Annotated in this window: 28 protein-coding genes and 2 tRNA genes; 14 read left to right on the plus strand and 16 right to left on the minus strand. The window is 58.9% G+C overall.

Annotation, left to right across the window (positions count from 1 at the left end):
• Nucleotides 1–27: 27 nt before the first annotated feature.
• Both Q1A75_RS07075 and Q1A75_RS07080 read right to left on the minus strand, forming a co-directional pair.
• The gene (locus Q1A75_RS07075; RefSeq protein ID WP_299546174.1) at nucleotides 28–561 is read right to left on the minus strand and encodes a GNAT family N-acetyltransferase; all 534 of its coding nucleotides are present in this window, start codon (nucleotides 559–561) and stop codon (nucleotides 28–30) included.
• Nucleotides 558–1496, minus strand: a complete 939-nt coding sequence (locus Q1A75_RS07080) for a pirin family protein (RefSeq protein WP_299546172.1) — start codon at nucleotides 1494–1496, stop codon at nucleotides 558–560. The genes Q1A75_RS07075 and Q1A75_RS07080 overlap by 4 nt, the downstream gene beginning before the upstream one ends.
• A gap of 367 nt (nucleotides 1497–1863) precedes the next feature.
• Here Q1A75_RS07080 and Q1A75_RS07085 point away from each other — a divergent pair, with 367 nt between their 5' ends.
• Nucleotides 1864–2781 carry a lipase family protein gene (locus Q1A75_RS07085; RefSeq protein ID WP_299546170.1) on the plus strand — a complete coding sequence of 306 codons (918 nt, stop codon included), beginning with the start codon at nucleotides 1864–1866 and terminating at the stop codon, nucleotides 2779–2781.
• Between the two features lie 101 nt (nucleotides 2782–2882).
• On the opposite strand, the gene map is transcribed toward Q1A75_RS07085, so the two are convergent.
• Complete coding sequence (gene map, locus Q1A75_RS07090; protein ID WP_299546167.1) at nucleotides 2883–3740, minus strand: type I methionyl aminopeptidase; 858 nt, start codon at nucleotides 3738–3740, stop codon at nucleotides 2883–2885.
• Nucleotides 3741–3851: 111 nt separating this feature from the next.
• Here map and Q1A75_RS07095 point away from each other — a divergent pair, with 111 nt between their 5' ends.
• Entirely contained in the window at nucleotides 3852–4058 is a 207-nt protein-coding gene (locus Q1A75_RS07095; protein ID WP_299546165.1) for a ParD-like family protein, read from the plus strand.
• A gap of 79 nt (nucleotides 4059–4137) precedes the next feature.
• Here the strand turns inward: Q1A75_RS07095 and Q1A75_RS07100 are convergent.
• The 3 genes from Q1A75_RS07100 to Q1A75_RS07110 form a co-directional block, all read right to left on the minus strand.
• Nucleotides 4138–4213: transfer RNA gene (locus tag Q1A75_RS07100), tRNA-Val, on the minus strand.
• Between the two features lie 35 nt (nucleotides 4214–4248).
• The gene (locus tag Q1A75_RS07105) at nucleotides 4249–4830 is read right to left on the minus strand and encodes a histidine phosphatase family protein (protein WP_299546163.1); all 582 of its coding nucleotides are present in this window, start codon (nucleotides 4828–4830) and stop codon (nucleotides 4249–4251) included.
• Nucleotides 4831–4839: 9 nt separating this feature from the next.
• Nucleotides 4840–5646 carry a LysR family transcriptional regulator gene (locus tag Q1A75_RS07110; protein WP_299546161.1) on the minus strand — a complete coding sequence of 269 codons (807 nt, stop codon included), beginning with the start codon at nucleotides 5644–5646 and terminating at the stop codon, nucleotides 4840–4842.
• 85 nt (nucleotides 5647–5731) lie between these two features.
• Between Q1A75_RS07110 and Q1A75_RS07115 the strand changes: the two genes are divergently transcribed.
• Nucleotides 5732–6034: a YciI family protein gene (locus Q1A75_RS07115; protein WP_299546159.1), complete on the plus strand. Its 303-nt coding sequence runs from the start codon at nucleotides 5732–5734 to the stop codon at nucleotides 6032–6034.
• A 72-nt stretch (nucleotides 6035–6106) separates the two neighbouring features.
• Here the strand turns inward: Q1A75_RS07115 and Q1A75_RS07120 are convergent.
• The 3 genes from Q1A75_RS07120 to lon all read right to left on the minus strand — a co-directional run bounded on the left by Q1A75_RS07120 (nucleotide 6107) and on the right by lon (nucleotide 9349).
• Nucleotides 6107–6181: transfer RNA gene (locus tag Q1A75_RS07120), tRNA-Val, on the minus strand.
• 59 nt (nucleotides 6182–6240) lie between these two features.
• Complete coding sequence (locus Q1A75_RS07125) at nucleotides 6241–6741, minus strand: HU family DNA-binding protein (RefSeq protein WP_299546157.1); 501 nt, start codon at nucleotides 6739–6741, stop codon at nucleotides 6241–6243.
• 199 nt (nucleotides 6742–6940) lie between these two features.
• Nucleotides 6941–9349 (minus strand): endopeptidase La, encoded by a 2409-nt coding sequence (gene lon, locus Q1A75_RS07130; RefSeq protein WP_299546155.1) that lies wholly within the window; start codon nucleotides 9347–9349, stop codon nucleotides 6941–6943.
• 311 nt (nucleotides 9350–9660) lie between these two features.
• Here lon and Q1A75_RS07135 point away from each other — a divergent pair, with 311 nt between their 5' ends.
• Entirely contained in the window at nucleotides 9661–10053 is a 393-nt protein-coding gene (locus Q1A75_RS07135) for a DUF4149 domain-containing protein (protein ID WP_299546153.1), read from the plus strand.
• 229 nt (nucleotides 10054–10282) lie between these two features.
• Here Q1A75_RS07135 and tgt read toward each other — a convergent pair whose 3' ends face one another.
• The gene (gene tgt / locus Q1A75_RS07140) at nucleotides 10283–11410 is read right to left on the minus strand and encodes a tRNA guanosine(34) transglycosylase Tgt (RefSeq protein ID WP_299546151.1); all 1128 of its coding nucleotides are present in this window, start codon (nucleotides 11408–11410) and stop codon (nucleotides 10283–10285) included.
• A gap of 185 nt (nucleotides 11411–11595) precedes the next feature.
• Here tgt and Q1A75_RS07145 point away from each other — a divergent pair, with 185 nt between their 5' ends.
• Both Q1A75_RS07145 and rimK read left to right on the plus strand, forming a co-directional pair.
• A complete protein-coding gene (locus tag Q1A75_RS07145; RefSeq protein ID WP_299546149.1) occupies nucleotides 11596–12507 on the plus strand; it encodes a hypothetical protein in 912 nt (303 codons plus the stop codon).
• Between the two features lie 82 nt (nucleotides 12508–12589).
• Entirely contained in the window at nucleotides 12590–13966 is a 1377-nt protein-coding gene (gene rimK / locus Q1A75_RS07150) for a 30S ribosomal protein S6--L-glutamate ligase (RefSeq protein WP_299546147.1), read from the plus strand.
• Between the two features lie 50 nt (nucleotides 13967–14016).
• Here rimK and Q1A75_RS07155 read toward each other — a convergent pair whose 3' ends face one another.
• Nucleotides 14017–14463 (minus strand): GNAT family N-acetyltransferase, encoded by a 447-nt coding sequence (locus Q1A75_RS07155; RefSeq protein WP_299546145.1) that lies wholly within the window; start codon nucleotides 14461–14463, stop codon nucleotides 14017–14019.
• Between the two features lie 179 nt (nucleotides 14464–14642).
• On the opposite strand from Q1A75_RS07155, the gene Q1A75_RS07160 reads away from it, so the two are divergent.
• Nucleotides 14643–15005 carry an SUF system Fe-S cluster assembly protein gene (locus tag Q1A75_RS07160; protein ID WP_299546143.1) on the plus strand — a complete coding sequence of 121 codons (363 nt, stop codon included), beginning with the start codon at nucleotides 14643–14645 and terminating at the stop codon, nucleotides 15003–15005.
• An 89-nt stretch (nucleotides 15006–15094) separates the two neighbouring features.
• On the plus strand, nucleotides 15095–16300 hold the full coding sequence (locus tag Q1A75_RS07165) for a glycerophosphodiester phosphodiesterase family protein (protein WP_299546141.1): 1206 nt from the start codon (nucleotides 15095–15097) through the stop codon (nucleotides 16298–16300).
• An 83-nt stretch (nucleotides 16301–16383) separates the two neighbouring features.
• Here the strand turns inward: Q1A75_RS07165 and Q1A75_RS07170 are convergent, their stop codons facing one another.
• Nucleotides 16384–16530 (minus strand): hypothetical protein, encoded by a 147-nt coding sequence (locus Q1A75_RS07170; protein ID WP_299546139.1) that lies wholly within the window; start codon nucleotides 16528–16530, stop codon nucleotides 16384–16386.
• A gap of 84 nt (nucleotides 16531–16614) precedes the next feature.
• Between Q1A75_RS07170 and Q1A75_RS07175 the strand changes: the two genes are divergently transcribed.
• From Q1A75_RS07175 to Q1A75_RS07185, 3 genes are read left to right on the plus strand one after another with little or no spacing between them, the layout of a single operon-like run.
• Nucleotides 16615–17484, plus strand: a complete 870-nt coding sequence (locus tag Q1A75_RS07175) for a LysR family transcriptional regulator (protein WP_299546137.1) — start codon at nucleotides 16615–16617, stop codon at nucleotides 17482–17484.
• A gap of 14 nt (nucleotides 17485–17498) precedes the next feature.
• Nucleotides 17499–17879, plus strand: coding sequence for an iron-sulfur cluster assembly accessory protein (locus tag Q1A75_RS07180; RefSeq protein WP_299546135.1), 381 nt, complete (start codon nucleotides 17499–17501; stop codon nucleotides 17877–17879).
• 1 nt (nucleotide 17880) lies between these two features.
• A complete protein-coding gene (locus Q1A75_RS07185; protein ID WP_299546133.1) occupies nucleotides 17881–18204 on the plus strand; it encodes a TfoX/Sxy family protein in 324 nt (107 codons plus the stop codon).
• Between the two features lie 23 nt (nucleotides 18205–18227).
• Here Q1A75_RS07185 and Q1A75_RS07190 read toward each other — a convergent pair whose 3' ends face one another.
• Nucleotides 18228–18860, minus strand: a complete 633-nt coding sequence (locus tag Q1A75_RS07190; protein ID WP_299546131.1) for an HD domain-containing protein — start codon at nucleotides 18858–18860, stop codon at nucleotides 18228–18230.
• Complete coding sequence (locus Q1A75_RS07195; protein WP_299546129.1) at nucleotides 18857–19762, minus strand: 2-oxoglutarate and iron-dependent oxygenase domain-containing protein; 906 nt, start codon at nucleotides 19760–19762, stop codon at nucleotides 18857–18859. The genes Q1A75_RS07190 and Q1A75_RS07195 overlap by 4 nt, the downstream gene beginning before the upstream one ends.
• 86 nt (nucleotides 19763–19848) lie before the next feature.
• Here Q1A75_RS07195 and tpiA point away from each other — a divergent pair, with 86 nt between their 5' ends.
• Complete coding sequence (gene tpiA, locus Q1A75_RS07200) at nucleotides 19849–20595, plus strand: triose-phosphate isomerase (RefSeq protein WP_299546127.1); 747 nt, start codon at nucleotides 19849–19851, stop codon at nucleotides 20593–20595.
• Nucleotides 20596–20633: 38 nt separating this feature from the next.
• On the opposite strand, the gene Q1A75_RS07205 is transcribed toward tpiA, so the two are convergent.
• Nucleotides 20634–20819 carry a hypothetical protein gene (locus Q1A75_RS07205; RefSeq protein WP_299639341.1) on the minus strand — a complete coding sequence of 62 codons (186 nt, stop codon included), beginning with the start codon at nucleotides 20817–20819 and terminating at the stop codon, nucleotides 20634–20636.
• Nucleotides 20820–20948: 129 nt separating this feature from the next.
• The gene (locus Q1A75_RS07210) at nucleotides 20949–21821 is read right to left on the minus strand and encodes a DMT family transporter (RefSeq protein ID WP_299639343.1); all 873 of its coding nucleotides are present in this window, start codon (nucleotides 21819–21821) and stop codon (nucleotides 20949–20951) included.
• Between the two features lie 97 nt (nucleotides 21822–21918).
• On the opposite strand from Q1A75_RS07210, the gene Q1A75_RS07215 reads away from it, so the two are divergent.
• Together Q1A75_RS07215 and Q1A75_RS07220 are read left to right on the plus strand one after the other, a co-directional pair.
• Nucleotides 21919–22593 (plus strand): YafY family protein, encoded by a 675-nt coding sequence (locus Q1A75_RS07215; protein ID WP_299550206.1) that lies wholly within the window; start codon nucleotides 21919–21921, stop codon nucleotides 22591–22593.
• Between the two features lie 576 nt (nucleotides 22594–23169).
• The gene (locus tag Q1A75_RS07220; RefSeq protein ID WP_299639346.1) at nucleotides 23170–23826 is read left to right on the plus strand and encodes a transglycosylase domain-containing protein; all 657 of its coding nucleotides are present in this window, start codon (nucleotides 23170–23172) and stop codon (nucleotides 23824–23826) included.
• The last annotated feature ends 127 nt before the right edge of the window (nucleotides 23827–23953 follow it).

A 23953-nucleotide genomic window follows, 5' to 3' on the forward strand; every position in this document is an offset into this window, starting at 1 on the left:
TGGGTTTATGACCAGCCCCTCCGCCCGTCAAGCGTCTTTTCCGGCCGCAACAGCGAATTCTTGAACCAATGCAGCAAAGGCAGGCGCGGACCATTGCACCGGCAACATCGCCACCGAGTGACCAAGCAATATGTCGGTATGCGAAGCGCCCTCAACCCCGCCAAGCAGCCGGTAAAATCGACGCGCACCGGTATTGCCTTCCAGCACCTCAAGACGGAGCGCTTGTGCACCATCTGTGTGCAACCGCTTTACCATGGCCGCAAACAGCTTTTGCCCGATACCGCCACCCCGAATGCGCGGATCAACATGCAGGTTGTCCATCAACGGCACGTCACCTGGCACCACGGCAGCAAACCCCACCACAGCACCTGCGCGTTCGGCCAGAAGGATCAACCGATCAGCTGGCCATGTTCCCCACCGTGCTTCCATATTGGCATCAAGCGGCGCGCCAAGGGCTTCTGGCGGTACGAAAGGGGCATAGGCTGATCGCCAACTTGCCGCGTGCAGCACCGCCGGCGCCAAACGGTCGGCAGGTTTTGCCTCGCGTATGATAAAGGTCATTTGTTCGGCAACGGGATGAACTCGCTGTCGTCACCGGGCGGCAATCGGAAGCGCCCATGCGCCCAATCGCCTGCACGCCATGCTTCCTTGGCCGCGTCGATGCGGTCCCGCGATGAAGCGACAAAGTTCCACCAGATATACCGTGATCCCTCCAACGTCGCCCCCCCAAGCAACATCAATCTCGCGCCCCGATCACCTGCGGCCAGTGAAATCGCGTCCCCCGGACGGAACACCATCATCTGACCTGCTTCGTAAACATCTCCGGCCACATCCACCGACCCGTGCACGACATACACGCCGCGATCCTCGTGATTGTCGAGCAAAGGAATGCGGGCACCCGCTTCCAGCACCGCGTCGGCATAAAACATCTCGGAAAAGGTCTGCACCGGGGCCCTCTCACCCCACGCATCCCCAAGGATCAGGCGCACCTCTTTACCCTCTCCTTCCAGAAACGGCAGCGTTTCCCTTGGCGCATGCTGAAAATCGGCCGGATCATCTTCGGCATCCTTGGGCAGCGCCACCCAAGTCTGGATACCGAACAGGTTGTGCGGTTTCTTGCGGACCTCTCCATCAGTACGCTCGGAATGGGTAATGCCGTGACCCGCAACCATCCAGTTCACTGCACCCGGCTCGATCCATTGATCGGTGCCCAGGCTATCGCGGTGATGGATCTTGCCCTTGTAAAGATAGGTGACGGTTGCCAGTCCGATATGCGGATGCGGACGGACATCTATGCCCTTTCCCGTGACGAACTCGGCCGGCCCCATCTGATCAAAGAAGATGAACGGCCCGACCATCTGGCGCTTGGGCGCGGGCAAAGCCCGGCGCACCTCAAACCCGCCCAGATCACGGGCGCGTGGAACGATCACAGTTTCAATAGCGTCGACGGCGTCACCTTTGGGACAATCGGGATCAAGGGCTGGGTTCCAGCTCATGGCGTGTCTCCTTACACGTGATGAGATGAAGATAACCGGAGCACGCGCAGCAGCAAGCACCCCATCCACACGACGCCTGTGCGCCGAAACACCGTTGACCCGGCCGAAACCACAGTGGCCCCTCGACACAAAACCGCGCCTTTTTCATTGATGCAGTCCGTAGGGACGCCCTTGTCGCGGGACCCTGCGCCAGCATCGATCATGACAGGCGCCCACCTCGCAGCTCGTGGGCCGCTGCAACATGAAGCACCTTCATCCAAAGACGCAAGCAAACCCGTTTCCGAAACCAGTGCACTGTCACAGATTTTTCCTTGGCGGAGCAGATCAGCGTTCCTATGCTCATTCCATTTATTAGTAAGGACGAATTATGCTTCAATATTTTCGCGAAACCGCCACCGCGCATTCCATGACCAATGCCTATCTTTTGTCGGTCCTCAGTTTTTACGCCTATCATCAACCATCCGTTGTAAACGGTGATTGGTCTGACGTCCTGCGTGGACAGGTGCGCGCGCTGAGCGATCCGGACGACAAGGCCAAACTCGAGACTGTGGAGTCCAGCGGGTCGGTTACATCGCTTTCCGATGTCGAAGTCGCCATCATCGCAAACAGCCGTGTGATCTTTGTCGTCTTTCGCGGCAGCGAAAGCAGCCCCCATGACTGGATCAACAACATCAACCACCGCATGGTTGACGCGCCTGGGCATTTGGGCGGGACAACCAATATCCGTGTCCACCTTGGATTTTGGGCGTCCCTCGATTCACGCTACCCCGAGATCGCTGCCAAGGTGAAATCACGGCGCAACAACAACCAAAAAGTCTTTCTTTCAGGACACAGTTTGGGCGGCGCACTGGCCACCCTCTGTGCGTACAGATTTGCCCGCGCGGAACCCATACCGGTCGATGGCGTGTATACGTTTGGCGGACCCCGCGTCGGAAATCACAAGTTTCGCGAGGCGTACGAACACCACGTTGAGGGTCCGACATTCCGCTGGGTAAACAATAAGGAATTCGCAGCCTACCTGCCGATATCCGACAATTTCGGCGTGGACGAAGTGTACTACCACGTTGGTCAGCTCAATTTCATTGAACCAGACGAATCCGTCACACTGGATCGGGATGAACAGATCCTCGATGCGGTCCCGAGCCTCACATTCGCCAAGGACCACGAGCTGCAAAGAACATGCCAGATTCTGCGAAAGCACCTGAGCAAACAAACACGCGCCACGGCCACCGATCCCGCTTATCTTGTCTACAAGGACCCTGCGCGCGCCTTGTCGATCGTGTAGAGACCTTTTGGCTTCTTTACATTTTTCGGTTGCTACCGGTGTCTGGCCAGGCAATGCACTTTGTCTGGTCACACCCTGACGTGTAAGTCGAGCGACGCCGTTTAGGCGTGCATCCTCAAATCCAACTCGAACCCCGGCATGGCAAGACCTGCTGGGGAAGACGTGAACACTTCGCAACCTTCTACCGTGACACCCACAGAGTGCACGAACTGGGCTGACGGCTTCTTGTCACGTGTGACCACAGTCCAACCATCGCCAAGCATCTTCACCCCGGGGCGCCCGAGATTAACCATCGGCTCAATTGTGAACATCATCCCTTCGCGCAACTTCAAACCGGTGCCGGGGCGCCCGAAGTTCAAAATGTTCGGGGAATCGTGAAAGACCTGGCCAATGCCGTGCCCGCAATAGTCGCGCACGATCGAACATTGCTGACGTTCAGCACAAGACTGGATGGCATGGCCGATGTCGCCAAGTGTTGCGCCTGGTCGTACGACGCCAATTCCGGACATCATCGCCTGATACGCAACGCACACAAGCCGTGCGACTGCCCGACGCGGGGTTCCAACAGCATACATCCGGCTCGAATCTCCGAACCAGCCGTCACGAACCAGCGTCACATCGACATTGACGATATCACCGTCTCGCAGCTTCTTCGCATTTGGTAAACCGTGGTAGACGACATGATTGACCGATATGCAGCACGCATATTGATAGCCTTTGAATCCTAAGGTTGCCGACCTCGCGCCATGCGCCACGGCAAAGTCGCGAACATAGGCGTCGATCTCGGCCAAGGATGTCCCGGGGCGCACAAGCTCCGAAATCTCGTCAAGACATTGTGCAGTCAGCTGACCGGCCTGTCGCATACCGACAAAGGCATCAGGGCCGTACAACTTGACGCTCTCCGTCCGGCGCGCCGTACCGGGTGGCGGAGCGGATGGAACATTGATGTACGTATTCATGATGCGTCCCCAATGTTGGGCCGTCGCGCCGCAACAGAGTTGCGCGCACAACAGCCCGGTGACATACGAATCGTATATAAAACGTATAATATGCGACCAAAGGAGACGTCCATGGGTATTGTAAAGATCGCCGATGAACTGCACGAAGACGTGCGCCGTGCCAGCGGAGCGATGTGCCGCTCGATCAACGCGCAGGCCGAGTTCTGGATGAAGATGGGTATGCTTGCCGAAGCCAACCCAACGCTTTCGTTCAACCAGCTTGTTACGATGCAGTTGAAAGAGGCAGACGTGCGTGTGGCGGAAGTCGAAGCGGCCTGAACAGATTCGGACACCAAAACCAGCGCTGCTTCAAGACGTGAAACGTCATCGCCACACGTGCAGACAAAGGTTGATGAAATGGTGGGTCGTGAGAGGCTCGAACTCCCGACATCTTCGGTGTAAACGAAGCGCTCTACCAACTGAGCTAACGACCCGATAGACGCCTCTTAGCGCAAGGTTGTCGGGGCCTTCAACCCCCTTCTGCAAGACAGGTCTGTGTCCCGTTCGACATGTGATAGATCACACCCTGCCCGCCCGGCAGATCGGCAAAGGCTGCAGGCTCCAGACCCAGGTAATGGCAACGCAACATGCGTGACGTAATACCGTGGGTAACGATGACCGCGGGCGTGTTCAATTCTGACAGAAACGCACCCGTGCGGGCATAAAGCCCCTCCAACCCTTCGCCGCCTGGGGCGTGGTCATACCAGTCCATACCTTCACCCTGATCGAACAGGTACGGCACCTCAGCAGCGATCTCGGTCCGCATTTTTCCGGTCCAATCCCCCAACGTGATCTCGACCAGCCGCGAATCCTCCCGGGCACCCTCGATATTGCGGCCCAACGCAATCCGCGCCGTTTCACGACACCGCCCCAACGGGCTAACGCGATACCCCCATCCGGTCAGATCACGCTTGGCCAACAACCGTCCCTGCGCTTTGGCCTGCGTACGGCCAAGGCCGGTCAAAGGGCTGTCTGCCGCGCCCTGCATACGCCCAATACGGTTCCACTCGGTTTCGCCGTGGCGCAGGATCAGAAGATCGGGATACATCATGCCACTCGGCTACCCCTGCAAACGGGTCTTCACAAGGGGCAACAACCCCTCCACAACCGCGCGGATTGCGGGCGCATGTCTGCTGCGCGGGTGCAGAATGCACCACAAGGGGCGCGCACGCCGTTTGGCATCGGTCACATGCAGACCTTCCGTCTTGCACAATGGCAACCACGCCTTGCCCAAACCCTGGCGCACAGCTGCATGTGCCGCATCCACATCCGAAACACGCAGACAGACAGCCCCGGGTTCAGCCTCTGACCATTGGGCTTGGGGCAAATGCGCCATCTCTTCCACATAACCCACCCAATCGCCGCAACCCGCGACCACAAACGGCACGTCACAGATCTTGCGCGCGACAGCATCCCCCTCGTCACGCGGCTCGGCCATCCGCAATGCAATATCTGCTTCACCGTGCATCAGGCGAAGATTTGAGTGATCCGACAACAGGGACAGCCGGATATTGGAGGCCTTTTCGGACCAGTGCCGCACAACCGGCAATACAGCGCTTTCAACAATCCACGGCACGGCGGTGATACACACCGAACCAGTCGGCCAACCCTGCCCCGACAACGCATGCGCCGCGGCTGCAGCTTCGGCCCGCATCCGGTCGATGTGAGCCAAGAGCAGTGCCCCCTCTGCCGTGGCGCCTGCTTCCGCGCCGCGCCACAGGATATGGCCCGTGACCTGTTCCAGCCTGCGCACACGACGCGCAACGGTGGTTTCGTGCTGTCCTGTTTCCTCGGCTGCCTTCGCAAAACTGCCGGCGCGCGCAACAGCCTGAAGTGTTCGAAGATCGTCCCAGTCCCAATCCTGCATTTTTGCAACCCATTACCTTGAAGATATCCATTCACACAGGATTTTCGCAGGTCGATACAGGTACTGACAACAGTGGAGCGGATAAATGGCCTACCTTATCCTTTTTGAAGATGCGCCAGACCACGATCACGTGCGGGCGCAGTACATGCCGGATCACTTGGCATTCCTGACAGCGCACGCAGATGCAATTCAATCTGCAGGCCCGTTATTTGATGGTGATATCGCAGCTGGCGGCGCATGGATTGTGAATGTCGGATCCATGGACAAAGCACGTGCACTGGTCGAAGCGGACCCATTCTGGCCGACCGGCTTGCGCAAATCTGTTCGCATCCTGCGGTGGAACCACGTGTTCGCCAACGGTGTGGCCATGCCGCCGAAGGCAACATAGGCAGCCCATCCACCGCACTGCCTGCTCACTCACAAGATGATGTAAGGCACATGGAAGCCAATAAAGGAGGGGTGGTGGGTGATAACAGATTCGAACTGCTGACATCTTCGATGTGAACGAAGCGCTCTACCACTGAGCTAATCACCCAAAGTCCGCGCGTCTTAGCCAACTGCACCAAACCATGCAAGGCCCCGGAGGGCAAAATCCTACTCGGCTGCGGCCTTGTCTGACGTATCGGTTGTCTTCGTGACTGTCGTGGTCTCGTCCGTTTGCGTGGCAGCCGGGGTGTCGTTCTGACGAATGCGCGCAACAAACATGCGGCCTGACGCTAACTTTTTCTCGCGATTGATCTTGACCTTGCCCATCGGATGCAGATTGAGCGCGCGCCCGTCTTGCAGAGCCTCGCCGAGAACTGCCAAAGTGGCTTCAACCGCCGGTTTGACATCTTTCTTTTTCATGCCGCTGCGCGCAACAACCGCATCAATCAACTCTTTCTTACGCATCATCGGACCTGCCACCACCGGAGTGGGTGCATCCACAACAACGGGTGCCGCCGTGGGCGCCTTTGTGGTGGCCGTTGACGGCTTGACCGTGGTCTCGGGTTTTGTGGCCACTGTCTTGGACTTGGTCGTTGTCGTCTTCGGCTTTGTTGCTGAGCTGCGCGTCGACGTGGTCTTGGTTGTGGTCTTTGTTGTGCGGGTTGCCATTTTGGCCTCTTCCGTTCTGGACTGCTTGATCCCTGCATAGCGCGGAACGATGACTCAATCCATAAGTTAGCAACAAAACAATAAAAGGAACTTCGATTGTCGCGGTTTTGGCAACAGAATTGACTAAGCACAGCGGTTAGATAGACACAAAAAAGGCGCGCAAACAAAAGCTTGCGCGCCGGTCTTCATTTCAGACTGATCAGTGGGCAGTTGCGCCCGCACCAGTATCGCGGGCGGCGGCAGCCGCGGCCGCGGCTGCTTCTTCGGCTGCCTCATCCCATTCAATGGCGTCCGGTTTTGATACCAACGCACGTTTCAACACCTCGGTCACGTGGGTGACGGGAATGATCTCAAGCCCCTCTTTCACGTTGTCCGGAATTTCGGCCAGATCCTTCTCGTTCTCCTCAGGAATGAGAACGGTCTTGATCCCGCCCCGTAGGGCCGCCAGCAGCTTCTCTTTCAAGCCGCCGATAGGCATCGCATTGCCGCGCAGACTGACTTCGCCGGTCATTGCAATGTCCCTGCGCACAGGAATACCAGTTAGGACAGACACGATCGAGGTCACCATCGCCAGACCCGCAGACGGGCCATCCTTGGGGGTCGCACCATCCGGTACGTGTACGTGGATATCGGTCTTGTCGAACAGCGGCGGCTTCACCCCGATATCGGGGCTGATGGACCGCACATACGAACTTGCCGCGTCGATCGACTCCTTCATCACGTCACCGAGTTTGCCCGTGGTCTTCATCCGGCCTTTGCCCGGCAGCTTGAGCGCCTCGATGTGCAGCAGGTCGCCCCCCACCGACGTCCAGGCAAGCCCGGTGACAACACCGATCTGATCATCCTGTTCGGCCAGACCGTAACGATGCTTGCGCACGCCGAGTAAATCGTCGAGATTTTCGGAGGTTACAACAATCTCTTCAACCTCTTTCTTGACGATCTTGGTTAGCGATTTCCGCGCCACCTTGGCGATCTCGCGCTCCAGGTTCCGCACGCCCGCCTCGCGGGTGTAGTAACGGATGATGTCGCTCAGCGCCTCATCGGTCAGTTCAAACTCCTTGGTCTTCAGACCATGGTTCTTGATCTGCTTGGCGATCAGGTGTTGCTTGGCAATCTCGCGCTTTTCGTCCTCGGTGTAGCCTGCCAGCGGAATGATCTCCATCCGGTCCAGCAGCGGCCCAGGCATGTTGTAGCTGTTCGACGTGGTCAGGAACATCACGTTCGACAGGTCATATTCGACCTCGAGATAGTGGTCGACAAACGTACTGTTCTGTTCCGGATCCAGCACCTCAAGCATGGCCGACGCCGGATCACCGCGGAAGTCCTGCCCCATCTTGTCGATTTCATCGAGCAGGATCAGCGGGTTCGTCGTCTTGGCCTTTTTCAACGCCTGGATAATCTTGCCGGGCATCGAGCCAATGTAAGTCCGACGGTGACCGCGAATTTCGCTTTCGTCACGTACACCACCAAGCGAGATGCGGATGAACTCGCGCCCCGTCGCCTTGGCAACCGACTTACCGAGCGAGGTTTTGCCCACACCCGGAGGACCAACCAGACACATGATCGGGCCCTTCATCTTTTTCGAGCGCTGCTGCACGGCCAGATACTCGACGATCCGTTCCTTGACCTTCTCAAGGCCATAGTGATCGGCGTCCAGAATGGCTTCGGCCTTGCCCAGATCTTTCTTCACGCGGGATTTCACGCCCCACGGGATCGACAGCATCCAGTCCAGATAGTTGCGCACAACCGTCGCCTCTGCTGACATGGGCGACATGTTCTTGAGCTTCTTCAGCTCAGCCTCGGCCTTGTCCTTGGCCTCTTTCGACAGCTTGGTCTCGGCAATTTTCTCTTCGAGTTCAGCGACTTCATTCTTGCCGTCCTCGCCATCGCCCAGCTCCTGCTGGATCGCTTTCATCTGTTCGTTCAGATAATACTCACGCTGAGTCCGCTCCATCTGGGACTTCACGCGGGTCTTAATCTTTTTCTCAACCTGCAGAACCGACATCTCGCCCTGCATCAGGCCATAGACCTTCTCAAGCCGCTCGCTCACCGCAAGCGTTTCAAGCAGGTCCTGCTTCTGATCAACCTCGATGCCCAGATGCCCGGCCACCAGATCAGCCAGTTTCGCGGGCTCAGTCGTTTCTCCAACAGCGGCCAGCGCCTCTTCGGGGATGTTTTTCTTCACCTTGGCATAGCGCTCGAACTCGTCCGCAACAGACCGCAGCAGCGCTTCGGTGGTGGCGATATCGCCCGGCATCTCGGTCAGATAGTCGGCGCGCGCCTCAAAGAAGTTGTCATTTTCCAGATATTCAGTGATGCGCACACGCGCCTGCCCCTCGACCAGCACCTTGACGGTGCCATCGGGCAGCTTCAACAGCTGCAGCACATTGGCCAGGACCCCGGCCTTGTAGATACCGCTGGCTTCCGGATCGTCAACGGACGGGTCAATCTGGCTCGACAGCAGGATTCGCTTGTCGTCGGCCATGACCTCTTCCAGCGCGCGGACCGATTTGTCCCGGCCCACGAATAGCGGCACGATCATATGGGGGAAGACCACGATATCGCGCAGTGGCAGCACCGGGTAAGAGGCGTTCAGAGGCTCTTGCATGCTCTTTTCCTTATCATTGGCAAGACAGCGTGGCCCCGCTTTGCGGCAACCTTGTGCTGTCTCCGTGTGTCGGACTGTTTGATCTGTGATCCCAGCCCATCGGTTTCAAGGTGTATCCTGACGTGCGCGGGCCAAGGGTGCAATGGGGCCAGACAAACTGTCCCCAGTTTTTTGCCACAATTTGTCGTGGTGCGATGGCTACCAACCCCAAGATAAAGCACAAAACTGACGGCCTGCGGCAATCCGCACCAACACAATCGCTTGATCTTCGACCAGTGCCGCTACGTCGCACGCCTGACGGAGGCACTTTCATGTCCACACTCACATTGCTCTTGGCCGGTCTTCTTTTTGGCGGGATGACATTGTTTTCATTCGGCTTTGCGGCCGTTCTCTTTGCCATCTACGGCCCCGACGCCGCCCGCAGGGGAATTCGCGGGGCATTTCCGCACTACCACCTGTGGGTTATCGCGACATCTGCTTTGACCGGCGTGGTTTCATTTTCCACGAACACCCTTGCCGCTTGGATCATGATCGGCATCGCGTTCAGCACGGTTTACGCCAGACAAATACTCATGTTTCAGATCAACACAGCCACGGACGGCGGCAATACAGGACGTTTCAAGATGCTGCACGGAAGCAGCGTACTGATTCAGATTGTTCAGATCGGACTGGCAGGCTGGGCGCTGGCTCTGATCGCGGCTTGAACATCGCCGGGGATGGTGGGCGGGGCGTCGTGGCGCGGTAGGCGACACGCGCGCCGCTCAACATCAGTCACACCAGAGTCAGGACCGCCAAAACAGATACCGAGAACCATACAAACGAAAACACAACAAATGGCATGGCGGTCCCTCCCCAGGGTGCGTGACTGGAATCAACATACGCCACAAATACTATCCGGGCGATGGGGGAATTCCTGACCATCGCTCCCCCTGATTACACGGGATCGATATCGCCCTCAGCACGCATGGCATGGAACTCTGCCTGCCAGGTGTCAAAACTGCCTGTCGCAATCGCATCACGCATGCCCTGCATCAGTTCCTGATAATAGTGCAGGTTATGCCAGGTCAGCAGCATGCCCGAGATCATCTCCTGCGCCCGGAACACATGGTGCAGGTACGCACGCGAATACCCACGACATGCGGGGCAACCACAATCCTCATCCAAGGGGCGCGAGTCGTCGGCATGGCGGGCGTTCTTGATGTTGACCACCCCCCGGCGGGTAAAGACCTGCCCGGTCCGGCCCGACCGCGAGGGCAGCACGCAATCCATCATGTCGATGCCGCGGGCGACGGCGCCCACGATATCATCGGGCTTGCCCACCCCCATCAGGTAACGCGGCTTGTGCTGCGGCAACTGTTCGGCGGCATGGTCCAGACAGCCAAACATGGCCTCCTGCCCCTCGCCAACGGCCAAACCACCCACGGCATAGCCTTCGAACCCGATCTCCTTGAGAGCGTCGGCACTCTCGGCCCGCAGATCTTCCTCAAGCCCGCCCTGCTGAATGCCAAAGAGCGCATGACCAGGCCGGTCGCCAAACGCATCGCGGGACCGCCGCGCCCAGCGCATCGACAAACGCATGCTCTCGGCAATCCGGTCTCGGTCCGCTGGCAAGGCCGGGCATTCATCGAAACACATCACGATATCTGACCCCAGCAGGCGCTGGATCTCCATTGACCGCTCCGGCGTGAGCGCATGTTTTGATCCGTCGATATGGGATTTGAACGTCACCCCCTCTTCGGTCAGCTTGCGCAACCCGGCAAGGCTCATCACCTGAAAGCCGCCGCTGTCCGTCAGAATGGGTCGCTCCCAGTTCATGAACTTGTGCAGCCCGCCCAAACGATCGATGCGCTCAGCCGTGGGGCGCAGCATCAGGTGGTACGTGTTGCCCAACAAGATATCGGCTCCCGTGGCACGGACGCTCTCGGGCAGCATCGCCTTCACGGTGGCCGCGGTGCCCACGGGCATGAAGGCGGGGGTGCGGATCTCGCCCCTGGGGGTCGTGATGGTGCCGGTACGCGCACCACCATCGGTGGCGTGCAGATCAAAGGAAAATCGGGTCATAGCCCCTCATGACGCGCGGAACCGCAAATGCCAAGACCCCGCGCATGAGACGCAGAATGGCCTCGTTATCGCCCAACCTGTGTACGATTTATGAACAAGTTAGGACAAATTGCTGCGATATGCCTCTGGGTCAATTCTATTCCCAATGAGGGAAATGATCAGTCAACAAGACACAAGGCCTTGTCATGCCCACCCCAGAAGAAACCTTCACGACCACCACGGTCGAAGACGTCGACAACACCCAGGGTTGGACCAGTATCACAACCAGCGTGGACAGCTCTGGCCTTTTTATGATCAGAACAACGCTCATGGACAGTGGCAGCACGGTTTTCGAGGCGTTCCTTGGACCGCAACGGCTTAGCCAAACGGTCACGGACACTGCAGCCAATGACGCCGATTGGAACAGCCGCTCAACCGAGTGGAACTGGTTGGGTCAGAAAACCGCCCGAACCATCAACTATGACAATGGTGACCAACGGATCGAACGGTTCGACGACGCCACCGGCGCACGCACACAGCGCATCGAGATAGACGGGAACGACGACAAGCCGTGGGCCTCCGTTACAACAAGCTATGATGCCGCGAACGGTGCCCGCATCGGCTCGGAAAAGGTGCTGGACAATGGCCGCATCGAGACGCTGACGTTCGACGCAGATACCGGCGCACGCACCAGCCGCACCATCACTGACGGCGGCGATGACAATCCCTGGCACTCCAAGGCGTTGACTTATGACGCAGACACCGGGCGGCTGACGGCGCGGGAAATCGTCTATGACGACGGTCGCAGCGACACCATCACCTACCAGAATGGCCGAAAAGCCTCTCAGGTTCTTACGGATGACGACGCCGACACGTTCGATTGGGTGACTTTCGAAACCACCTACGATGCCAACGGGCGCATCGCCCTCACTCAGGAAACCCGCGACGACGGCGACCTGATCGTGTCGTCCCATGTGGGCGGGCAGCTGACCGGACAGACGACCTATGACAATTCCGGCGACGAAGCCTGGCATGTCCGGGACATCTCCTTCGATGCGGCCGGCGATGTTGTCGACACGACCTATTACGACGAAACAGGCAATGTCCTGATGCTCTGATCCCGTCCCGCGCGCCTTCGCGTTGTGAGCGACCGTTGCGCTTGTTACGCTGACCCCAAAATACGGGGACAGGACTGACAAGATGGACACGCTGAATTTCGGCTGGGAAGAATGGGTGGCGATGCCCGAACTGAGGCTGCCGGCCCTAAAAGCCAAGATCGACACGGGCGCGCGCACCTCGGCGCTCCATGCCCATGATATTGAGGTGTTTGGCCCCGCCAAGCAGCCCAAGGTCCGCTTTAACGTGCACCCCATCGCGGGCAAGGACCACGTGTCGATCACCTGCTCGGCGCCCATACTCGACCGACGCGAGGTCACGTCATCGAATGGTGAGGCGGAACTGCGCTACGTGATCGAAACCCGGCTCGATGTGGGCGGACAAAGCTGGCCGATTGAGGTCACGCTGACCGACCGCTCCGGCATGACGTCTCGCATGCTGTTGGGGCGACAGGCATTGCAGGATCACATCACGATCACCGCTTCGGAAAAGCGCCTGCAACCAGAGCTCAGCTACGACGTCTACCACTCGTCCGCCATGCGCAAGGTGGCGCCCGCACGCTCTCTGCGCATTGCCGTGCTCAGCCGTGAAAACAACTACTCCACCCGGCGCCTGGTCGAAGTGGGCGAAGCCCGTGGCCACACGGTCGAGGTCATCGACACCACCCGCTGCTACATGGCCATCAACGCCAAGGCGCCCGAGGTGCACTACGATGGCATGCGCCTGCCCCGCTACGACGCCGTGATCCCGCGCATCGGGGCGTCCATCACCGCCTACGGCACCGCCGTCATCCGCCAGTTCGAGACGACGGGCACCTATTGCGTGAACGGCAGTGCAGGCATTACCGCCAGCCGGGACAAGCTGCACGCACACCAGATCCTCGCGTCAAAAAAGATCGGAATGCCCACCACCGCCTTCGCCGCGTCGCCCAAGGACACAGCCAACATCATGGGGCTGGTGGGCACGGCCCCGGTGATTGTGAAGCTGCTGGAATCGACACAAGGCAAGGGCGTTGTGCTGGCTGAAACCAAGAAGGCGGCGGAATCCGTGATCGACGCCTTTCGCGGCCTGCGCGCCAATTTCCTCGTGCAGGACTTCGTGAAAGAGGCCGCGGGCGAAGACATCCGCTGCCTCGTTGTCGAAGGCAAGGTCGTGGCGTCAATAAAACGCACCGGGGCCGACGGCGATTTTCGCTCGAACCTGCACCGGGGCGGCAGCGCAAAGTCCGTGCGGATTTCCAAGGAAGAACGCGAAACAGCCGTCCGCGCCGCCCGCGCCTTCGGGCTGGGCAAGGCGGGCGTGGACCTTCTGCGCTCTGAAACCGGCCCAAAGGTGCTGGAAGTGAACTCAAGCCCCGGCTTCGAAGGGATCGAGAACGCCACGGGCAAAGACATCGTGGGCAAAGTCTACGACATGATCGAAGCGCGGGTAAAACCACGTCCCGTGCGGCGGCGCGGCTGACCGAGTTCCTTTTCGTGGTGGCCCGGGATGCGCAGCGACAGCGCCGACCCCTAGCCTTTCAACTGATATGTGATCCAATTGCTCTTGGTGGCGTGCCGGTCATAGACCGCACGCGCCCGATAATTGGTATCGGACGTCATCCAGCGCAGGACATCCCAGCCCTGTTCTTTCGCATAGGCGCCCACACTCTCGATCATCAGGTCAACAATCCCTTGCCCGCGGGCCACCGGTGCGACGAACATGTCGTCGATATACCCACCCATGGCTGCATCCATAGGGCGCTCATACGAGCGAAAATGTACAAAGCCGACCAATGCACCGGGCCTACTCTCCACCACGAAACACAGCGTCTGCGCGGATGGGTCATGTATCCAGCCCCACACAGTGTCTCTCATCTCGGGCGTCTGTTCGGCCCCGCCGGATGCGCAATACGCCTCGAACAAAGCGCCCCATTGTTCGCGATCACCCGCTTCCGCCCACCGGATTGTCGATGCCATTTCAAAACCCACTGCTCAACGCACATCCCAGCCTCTGACAATTCGCAGTGGGCGACAAGCCATTGGCGCGTATATTATGACCACGGCCCTGCCAAAGCATAGACACGCCAAGCCACACGCCCTTTACCGCCCCTGCCCTGTTCCCTATATAAACTGTCAGGAACAATACCGGGGATCCCATGAACCAGCCCACCGAACAGATGGAAGGCACGCCGCTGATCGCGCCCTCCTCCACCGACCATCCCCTGCACGAGGCTGTGGTCGAAGCCTGTCGCACGGTCTATGACCCTGAAATCCCGGTTAACATATTTGAGCTGGGCCTGATCTACACCATCGACATCAATCCCGAGAATGAAGTGAAGGTGATCATGACGCTTACAGCGCCCGGTTGCCCCGTGGCAGGCGAAATGCCGGGCTGGGTGGCCGATGCAGTCGAACCGCTGCCCGGCGTCAAGCAGGTGGATGTGGAACTGACGTGGGAGCCACCCTGGGGCATGGAAATGATGTCGGACGAGGCGCGGCTCGAACTGGGCTTCATGTAAGCCGTCACAAAACTATCACGAGCACATTGGGAAACCGTCACATCGACGGGGCATTCAACACGGGTTAACTTACGTTGAAGGATTCTCAAATGCGCCTTACCGCTGCTTGCATTCTGCTTGCCACGGCCCCTGCCACCCTATTGGCAGACACAATCGCGATCGACTATGGCCCCCGCCCCGCCTACCTGATCGACAAACTGCCCGAGGGCGATCTGAAGACCAAGCTGCAAAGCTGCCAGGGCCAGACACCCGCCAGGTCCGATTTCTCCATCGGCCACCGGGGCGCGCCCATGATGTTCCCTGAACATACCGTGGAATCGAATGTGGCTGCCGCACGCATGGGCGCAGGTATCCTTGAATGCGATGTGACGTTTACCAAGGATCACGAGTTGGTCTGCCGCCACGCGCAGAATGACCTGCACACGACCACCGACATCCTGTTGACGGATCTGGCCAGCACATGCGCCACCCCGTTCTCAGCTGCTAGTGGCGACACCGAGGCAACTGCCGAATGCCGCACATCTGACCTCACGCTGGCCGAGTTCGAGACGCTGACGCCCAAGATGGACAGCGAGGACAAGGCCGCCGCCACCACCGAAGAATACCAGGGCGGCGTCTCAGGCTGGCGCACCGACCTCTACGCAGACGGCGCGCAACTGATGACGCATGCCGAGTCCATCGCGCTGTTTAAGTCCTTCGGGACCAAGTTCACGCCCGAACTGAAATCACCCTCGGTCGACATGCCGCATAACGGCTTCTCCCAAGCCGATTATGCGCAAAAAATGGTCGACGAATACAAGGCAGCCGGCATCCCCGCCTCGGATGTCTGGGTGCAAAGTTTTGACCTCAACGACGTACTCTACTGGATTGAAAACGAACCGGAATTTGGCGCACAAGCCGTCTATCTTGATGACAGCTACGATATTGACGGGTTCGACCACAATGATCCAACGACCTACCCCGACAGCATGGACAGCCTCTATGACCGTGGCGTGCGCTACATCGCGCCACCCATGTGGATGCTGGTTACGATGGAAAACGGTGAGATTGCGCCCTCTGCCTATGCCAACGAAGCCAAAGCCGCCGGTCTGAAGATCATCACCTGGACGCTCGAACGCTCCGGTCCGTTGGCCTCGGGTGGCGGCTGGTACTTCCAGTCGATCAGCGACGCGGCCACGCATGACGGCGTGTATTACGAACTGCTGGATGTGCTTGCACAGGATGTGAGCGTTGTCGGCGTCTTCTCGGACTGGCCTGCCACAGTCACGTACTACGCCAACTGCATGGGCCTGTAACCCGTACCCAGCGCCATCCCCGCGCGTTTGTACAGGCCTGTAAAGGGCCGCCGATCCCCCGGCGGCCCTTTTTTTTCGTGGCCTCACAAACGGCGCAAGATCCATATCAGTACCCGGCGACGACGCTGACTGCGCTTGCGAATTCGTTCCTGCTCTTGCAATTTTGCAAACAGAGTTTGCTCCTGCGCATAAAGGCCATTCATTTCCAGTGACTTGTAAGGGTGCTGCATAACCACTCCTTTCGTTGATAGTGACTATATGGCAGCCGCACTGCCGCATTGTCAGACCCCGGATTCGCACCTACATTTGCAATCATGCAAATCACTGACTGGACAGATTACGGACTATTCGCCGCCGTCGCCCGCCACGGCTCGCTCGCACGCGCCGCCAGGGAGACCGGGCTGAGCCAGGCCACCCTGTCACGGCGAATGACGGCTCTGGAGCAACGCACAGGTCGTAGGCTTTTTGCCCACGGCGCTGCGGGCTACACCTCCACGACCGAAGGGCGCGCCCTTCTCGAACGGGCAAAGAAGATGGAGGCCGCTGCCCGTTGCATCGCCCACTGGTCCGCGGAACAATCCGGTGCCCCGCGCGTGCGCGTCTCTGCTGGCACCTGGACCACGCTCTACCTCAGCCGGAACCTGTCCACCTACTGGGCCCGCAGCGACCGCTGGACGCCCGAATTTGTCTCCTGCAATCTCGACATGGATATCGAGCGGCGCGAGGTGGATATCGGTATCCGCAACCGCCGTCCCGATCACGACTGGCTCGCCGGGCGGCGCACAGGCCACGTCGAACACGCCGTCTACGCAGTATCCGAAGACGTAACAGGATGGATCGGCCCGAGCGACGATACAGCCACCCTGCCCTCCGAGGCCTGGACAGTCGCCAATCACGGCTCTGAACTGGTTGCCGTCTCGAACGATCCACAGGTCCGCATGGCACTGGCTCAAAGCGGCGTAGGCCGGGTCGTCCTACCCACCTTTGCTGCCGACACAGCCCCCGGTCTTACCCGCGTCTCAGGCATCATCGAGGCCCTCACATCGGAGGAATGGCTGGTCTGCCACCAGGACACCCGCCACGATCCAGCCATCCGCGCAGCACTCGACGCAATCGCCGGCATGCTGGCTCGCCCACGCCCCTTGCGGGACGACGCCGAAAGCCCTACCTTAAACGTCGGATAAGCAAAGAGGCGCCCATGTTCTCGATCCCCGGCAAAAACGCCGTCAGCATCACCCCCCGCGCCGCCGCGCAAATCTCCAAATTGATGGAGAAAGAGGGCCATTCAGGCCTGCGCATCGGCGTGAAAAAGGGCGGCTGTGCAGGCATGGAATACACCATGGAATACGTGGACGACGCCGACCCGAACGACGAAACGGTCGAACAGGACGGCGCACGGGTGATGATCGCGCCCATGGCGCAGATGTTCCTTTTCGGCACCGAAATCGACTACGAAACATCACTTCTGGAATCCGGGTTCAAGTTCAACAACCCCAACGTGACCGACGCTTGCGGCTGTGGCGAAAGCATCTCGTTCAAGGACGTGGACGCGCTCGCCGCCGAGCAAAACGCACAATAGAATGGCCGTCAGCGCCGAAGAGATCGACCACGCGCTCGACCTCTTCTCCGGCCTCGGCCCTATCAGCACCCGCAAGATGTTCGGCGGCCTGTCAATCTACTGTGACGGCATCATTTTTGCCATCCTGATGTCAGACGGGCGGCTCCTGCTCAAAGGTCAGGGCAAGATGCAGGACAGGTTTGAGGCCATGGGCCTCGACCGTTGGGACTACAAACGCAAGGACGGCGGCGACACGCATATGCCGTATTGGTTCCTCCCTGACAGCGCCCAGGATGACACCGACGAAGCAACAGACCTCGCCCGTGAAGCCCTGACGTATCTATAAGACGCGCGCGTTCATCGCGCACCCTACACACGCGCCTCCCGCGCCAGCGTTTCTTGAAAGACCCGCATGAACGCCACGCGTTCCGTCGCCATCCCGCGCGCCGGCGCGGTATTGAGTGTATCGGCCACGCCAAACAATTTCACCCTGAAATGGTCGAGGGCAAAGGCGGCATCGTCCAACGCCCGCGTCTCTGCCAAAGGATCATTCCCTTCCACCAATCCGGCTCCCATCTGACCGGCCACACTGAAACAACGGGCAATGCCAATGGCGCCCAAGGCCTCCAACCGGTCAGCATCCTGCAAAACCTGCGCCTCCAGCGTCTCGCAAGGATGACCGGCCGAATAGCTGTGCCCCAGAATGGCATGAGCAACTGCATCCTGCCGCGGCAATCCACGCGCCGCCATCCAGGCAACGGCATGCTCGGCAGAAAGGGCCGCAGCTTGCGTCCGGCGCGGATCATCTTTCGTGACATTGACGATGTCGTGCAAATGGGCGGCAATCAAAAGAACCTGACGATCTGACGGCGTGTCCAAGGCCTCTGCAATCCGCTGGCAATTCGCCCAAACTCGCCGCACATGCCAGATGTCATGCGCCCCGTCCGTCTGCTCTTTCCACTGTGCCGCAACCTCAGCTTCAAGTTCAGCCTGTAAACTCATGATTTTCCCTGAAGGTGCACATAGGTCTCTTCAAATCGCGCACTCAGATGATCCCCCGCCAACATCACCTCATCCGACCCGTCGGGGGCCACATTGGTGTCATAGGTCGGATTGAAGAACAGTGGGATCGAGATACGCTCGGCCAACCCACCCACAACCCGGTGCGGCGTCGCCTTCACACGGCCTCCGGTCCAGAACTCCAGCATTTCACCAAAGTTGATGATAAACTCCCCGGGCGGCGCGCTGACGGGAATCCACCCGCCGCCGCGCTTGCGCACCTCCAACCCCGGCGATCCATCCGTCGCCAACAGGGTCAGACAGCCATAATCTGTATGGGTCGCAATCCCAAAATCCTTGGCCCCTGCCCAATCTGGCCGCGCGGGATAGAAATTACCCCTCAACAACGCCATGGGCGTCTTGAACGCCCCGTCAAAATGGGCCGGATCGGCGCCGATGGATCGCGCAATAGCCGTCAACAGCCCCTTCGCCACGCTCAAGGCGTCGCCGTAATAGCCTGAAATCACTGCCTTAAATGCCGGAGCATCCGGCCACAGGTTCGGCGCATAGAACCGCTTGTCCCCAAGGGGATGCCCCTCGGGCAGCTGAAACCCCACATCAAAAAACTGTTTGTAGTCCGGATTGGCGTCAGGATCGACTTGTTCCGATCCCGCCGCGCCCCACCCCCGGTTCGACCCGGTGCGTGCCATATCCACCGCCAGCTTCTGCGCCTCGGGCAAGTGAAAGAACGCGCGATAGGTCTCGATTGCCTCTTCCACACGTACTGCCGAAAGACCCGTGTTGTACACAGTGGCAAAGCCCACCCCGGTCGCCGCCTCACCCAAGGCGGCCAAGCTCTCTGCATCTCCGGCAGCCAATGCTGCTGCGTCCAAACGTGGGATCATCTCACACCCTCCATGCTGCGCGCGCAGCCCTAGCGCAGGCACACCCGCGATGCTAGGACCAAGACAACAAAACCGGAGAGAGACATATGCGGCGCACATTGGCAGCAGGCAACTGGAAGATGAACGGCACCCCCGAGATGTTGGCAGACCTGGCCACGCTCACCGGCGGTGCGTCGGACAACGCACCACAGATCATCATCTGCCCGCCCGCGCCTCTTCTCACCCGCGCTGCCGACGCGACAGAAAACGGCCCGGTCGAAATCGGCGGCCAGGACTGCCATACCAATGCCAAGGGCGCCCATACCGGTGACGTGGCCGCAACCATGCTCAAGAATGCTGGTGCAAGTGCCGTGATCGTCGGCCACTCAGAACGTCGCGCCGATCATGCTGAAACAAACGCTCAGGTCCGGGCCAAGGCCGAAGCGGCCTATGCCGCGGACCTGACCGCCATCATCTGCATCGGCGAAAGCGAAGAAGAACGGCTGGGCCCTGACTGCCTCGACATCATCGCCGCCCAACTGGATGGCTCAACGCCGGACGGAGCCACGGCCGACAACACGGTGATTGCCTACGAACCCATCTGGGCCATCGGCACCGGACGCGTGCCAACGATGGAACAAATCATCGAAACCCATGACATGCTGCGCACCAAGCTCACCGCCCGCTTCGGCGACACAGGCGCGCAAATGCGTATCCTCTACGGCGGCTCAGTCAAGCCCACAAATGCAGCCGAGATCTTCAAGGCAGAAAATGTCGACGGTGCCCTTGTCGGCGGTGCCTCCCTCAAGGCGTCGGACTTCCAGCCCATCATCGACGCACTGGCGGCCTCATAGCCCTCTTCTGGCTGAAAATATCTACCGTGGACGTTCGGTCAACATCTGAGAGCAACGGTAGCAAGGGCATTGAGCGTGGAGAACTCAAATTTCGGAACGCTCAATGCCCTTGCGGATTCTACGAAGCGGCCGTTCAAACAAAGCGCGGCGAAGGTCTCAAATGAGCCCAGACCGGAAGTGCCGGATTTGTGCTGCGCGCGCTCGCAGCGCGGATTGCGCTGCATCTGCTAACTCTTTCGCGCTGCGTGGCAGCGGGAAGACCGGCCATTGGTGCGCAGTGCAGCGAGGATTGAGCGTCCAAGGATCAAGTCGCGGGACTTTGCTGCCCTTTACAGATGGTGGAGGAAGGTCCGCTATTGCAAGAACCGATGTTTTTCTTGTCGATGGTCAAGCAAAGCGTGCCACAATACCGCTGACATGATCACAGCCCCGCCCATTATTGCCGCAAGAGGTGGAAGCTCACTCAAAACGATCCAGGCGAGCAACGTGGCACAGGGGATCTCGACTGTGCCAAGTAGCGCAGATTGCGCCGATGGAATGAGGCGAGTCCCTTCCGTCCATAGAATTACCGCGCTGGCAAATGCGACACCAAAGAAGATCAGCAAAACTGCATCCTCGACCGTTACTTCAAGCGGCGCACCTAAGAATGCCCCGACAACGAATAGCTGCAAGGCAGATGCGCCACCCGCCCAGACAACTGGCACGTCTGAGAACTTGCGGATCAGAACGATGTAAGCCGCGTTTCCCAATGTCATCGCAACCGCCAACACATCACCGGGCAGTTTCCCGGTGCCCAAACCGCCAGACACGATGATGACGACACCAGCGAAGGACAACACCCCTGCGATCAGGGTTCGGCCTTTCACCGTCTCACGCATCGCCAACCATGCCAGACCTGCTGCAAAGAACGGGGCCGTCGCGTAGATTACGGCAACATTCGCTACGTATGTCAGCTTAAACGCATAGATAAACGTGACGCTGGCAACGCTTCCGACACTGGCCAGGAACCAACCACGCGGACCCAGCCGGAACGCTTTGCTGCGGGACGTGTCACCGCGACGGGCTTCGACATAAGCAATAACGGCCAATCCACCGATCACCCCACGCCAGCAGGCGATGGTCCATCCATCAGCCTCAATCATCTTGGTCAGAACGCCGGACATGCTGAATATGACGGCCGATAGCACCACCAAGGCGACGCCTTTCATATGTTGTGAGTGCTCCATCGTTCGGACTTTCGATTTCTCGCGCAAGCATATACCGGCCCTGTTGCCAACTGAGTGTCAGCAGTCTTTGATTGCGGTGCATTATTCAGGGGTGCTGATGGCCAAAACCAGCTGCTTTTTCGAAATCATTCAAATCCTTCGCGCGGCGGATACGCCCGTTATGGCAAAAGAAATTGCCCGGGAACTCGAAGTCTCCAAGCGCACGATCTATCGCGATATTGCCACCTTGCAGGCAATGCGAACGCCGATCCACGGAGAAGCCGGCGTCGGGTACATCATTCGCGAAGGATATGACCTACCCCCGATCAACTTCGATCAGGAAGAGGCTGAAGCGATCACCGTAGGTCTGAGCATGGTTGCAAGAACCGGCGATGCCGATCTGTTGAAGGCTGCAAAACGCGCCGCCCGCAAGCTACACGATGCGGCCCCTGCGGTCGATCATCTGCTCACGTCATCTTGGGGGGTGCAGCCTTCGGATGCAGTGAACATGAAGGCGTTGCGCCTCGCGATACGGGAAGAGCAAAAGCTCGACATCCGCTACCGAGCCAAGACCGGGGTGGACAGCACAAGAATTGTTCTGCCCCTCGCGCTGATCTTCTATTTTGACAACGTACTACTGGTCGCATGGTGCGAGTTGCGCAGGGCATTCCGGCATTTTCGCATTGATCGCATGACGAGCTGTCGTGCGACCGGCGATACTTTTGTTGGAGAGGGCAAAGCTCTTCGAGAAGAATGGGACGCCACCCAGCGATCATCGACAGTCCAGACATGATGGCCTTTGCTGGGCGATCCTAAAGCCGCCGTTCATTCAAATCGCAGGTTCGGTCACTTTGGGCTCAGAGCCGCCTAATGCTGACGCGGCAATGCCGGTGCGGCAGGCCGACCAACACCGGCCATTTGATCGTTTGACCAAGCCACTGAAATCGCAGCTGGTCCTGCGAAGAGCGCTCGTTGGCAGACCAGCGGCTGTCGTTCGCGCTCTGAGCGGCGAAACCGCCCTGCGAGCCGATTGTGTTGAAAAACTCCGGTTTTTGCTAGAATGAGTGAAAAACTGGCGCATAGAACGCCTCTTCGAAAATTCATCGAGGGGGTCGGCCCAGGACCGGTGCCGGCGACGTCGGATGCGCTCAGAGGCTCCAGCGGGCACTAGGTATCAAGTCTATGGCTGCAACGGATTCTGGCAGAAAACTGCAGCTGTCAGATTTTCGAGTTTTTCAACACAATCAGCCCAAATCACCGGATGCTGCACAACACACGAAGGGCCGCTGACCGAAGTTTCGGCGTTTCAACTAGTCCACGACTACAGTAGTCTGTGAAAGACCTGTTCAATCTATGGTGACGCGGAAGCATGAGGCGGATGTTTGGAATTGCATTGTGCTTGTTGGTTCTCGTTTTTGCTGGATTGTTTGGCTACGGCGCTCTTGGATATTGGGATGCCGTTCGTCAGGCAGATACTTACGCAGCACGCGCAGACGCGTTAATCGCTGACGGTCGGGGGCCGGATGATCTGGGCATTGAACGACTCAGGCAACTCATCTTGGTGCAAGACCCGGGCTTTCTTGACCATGCCGGCGTTGATCTCTCCACGGCGGGAGCGGGTCTAACTACAATCTCTCAGTCACTATCCAAGAGACTGGGTTTCGAAGAGTTTCGCCCGGGAGTTGGGAAGATACGCCAGACTGGCTTTGCGATGGGTCTCGAACACCAACTCGCCAAAGACCAAATACTCGCGCTCTGGCTCGATACCGTTGAGATGGGACGCGGTCCTGAGGGGTGGATGACAGGTTTCTTTGAGGCCAGTGATAGCATCTATGGCCGAGCACCTGCTAAGCTCGCCGATCAAGAGTATTATCGTCTATTGGCTGTGCTAATCGCACCCGGCCAATTCCGGCTTCTTGAAGAAGATGTGGAGCTGAATGATCGCGCTTCACGTATCGCAAAACTCGCATCCGGTGATTGCAGTCCGGAAAGTCAAAGTGACGTTTGGCTCGACGGCTGCGCGTAGATTTCGTTCGCCAAACAGGCGCTTCTAACTTGAACTCTTAACTCGATAGAGCCGATGGGGTGGATGGCTCCCGCTCCCCCGGCGTCGCAATGCGCCATAGTGCAGGTGTCATTATCTGCGATAGAGA

Source organism: uncultured Tateyamaria sp., assembly GCF_947504105.1.
In the GTDB taxonomy this organism is placed as follows: domain Bacteria; phylum Pseudomonadota; class Alphaproteobacteria; order Rhodobacterales; family Rhodobacteraceae; genus Tateyamaria.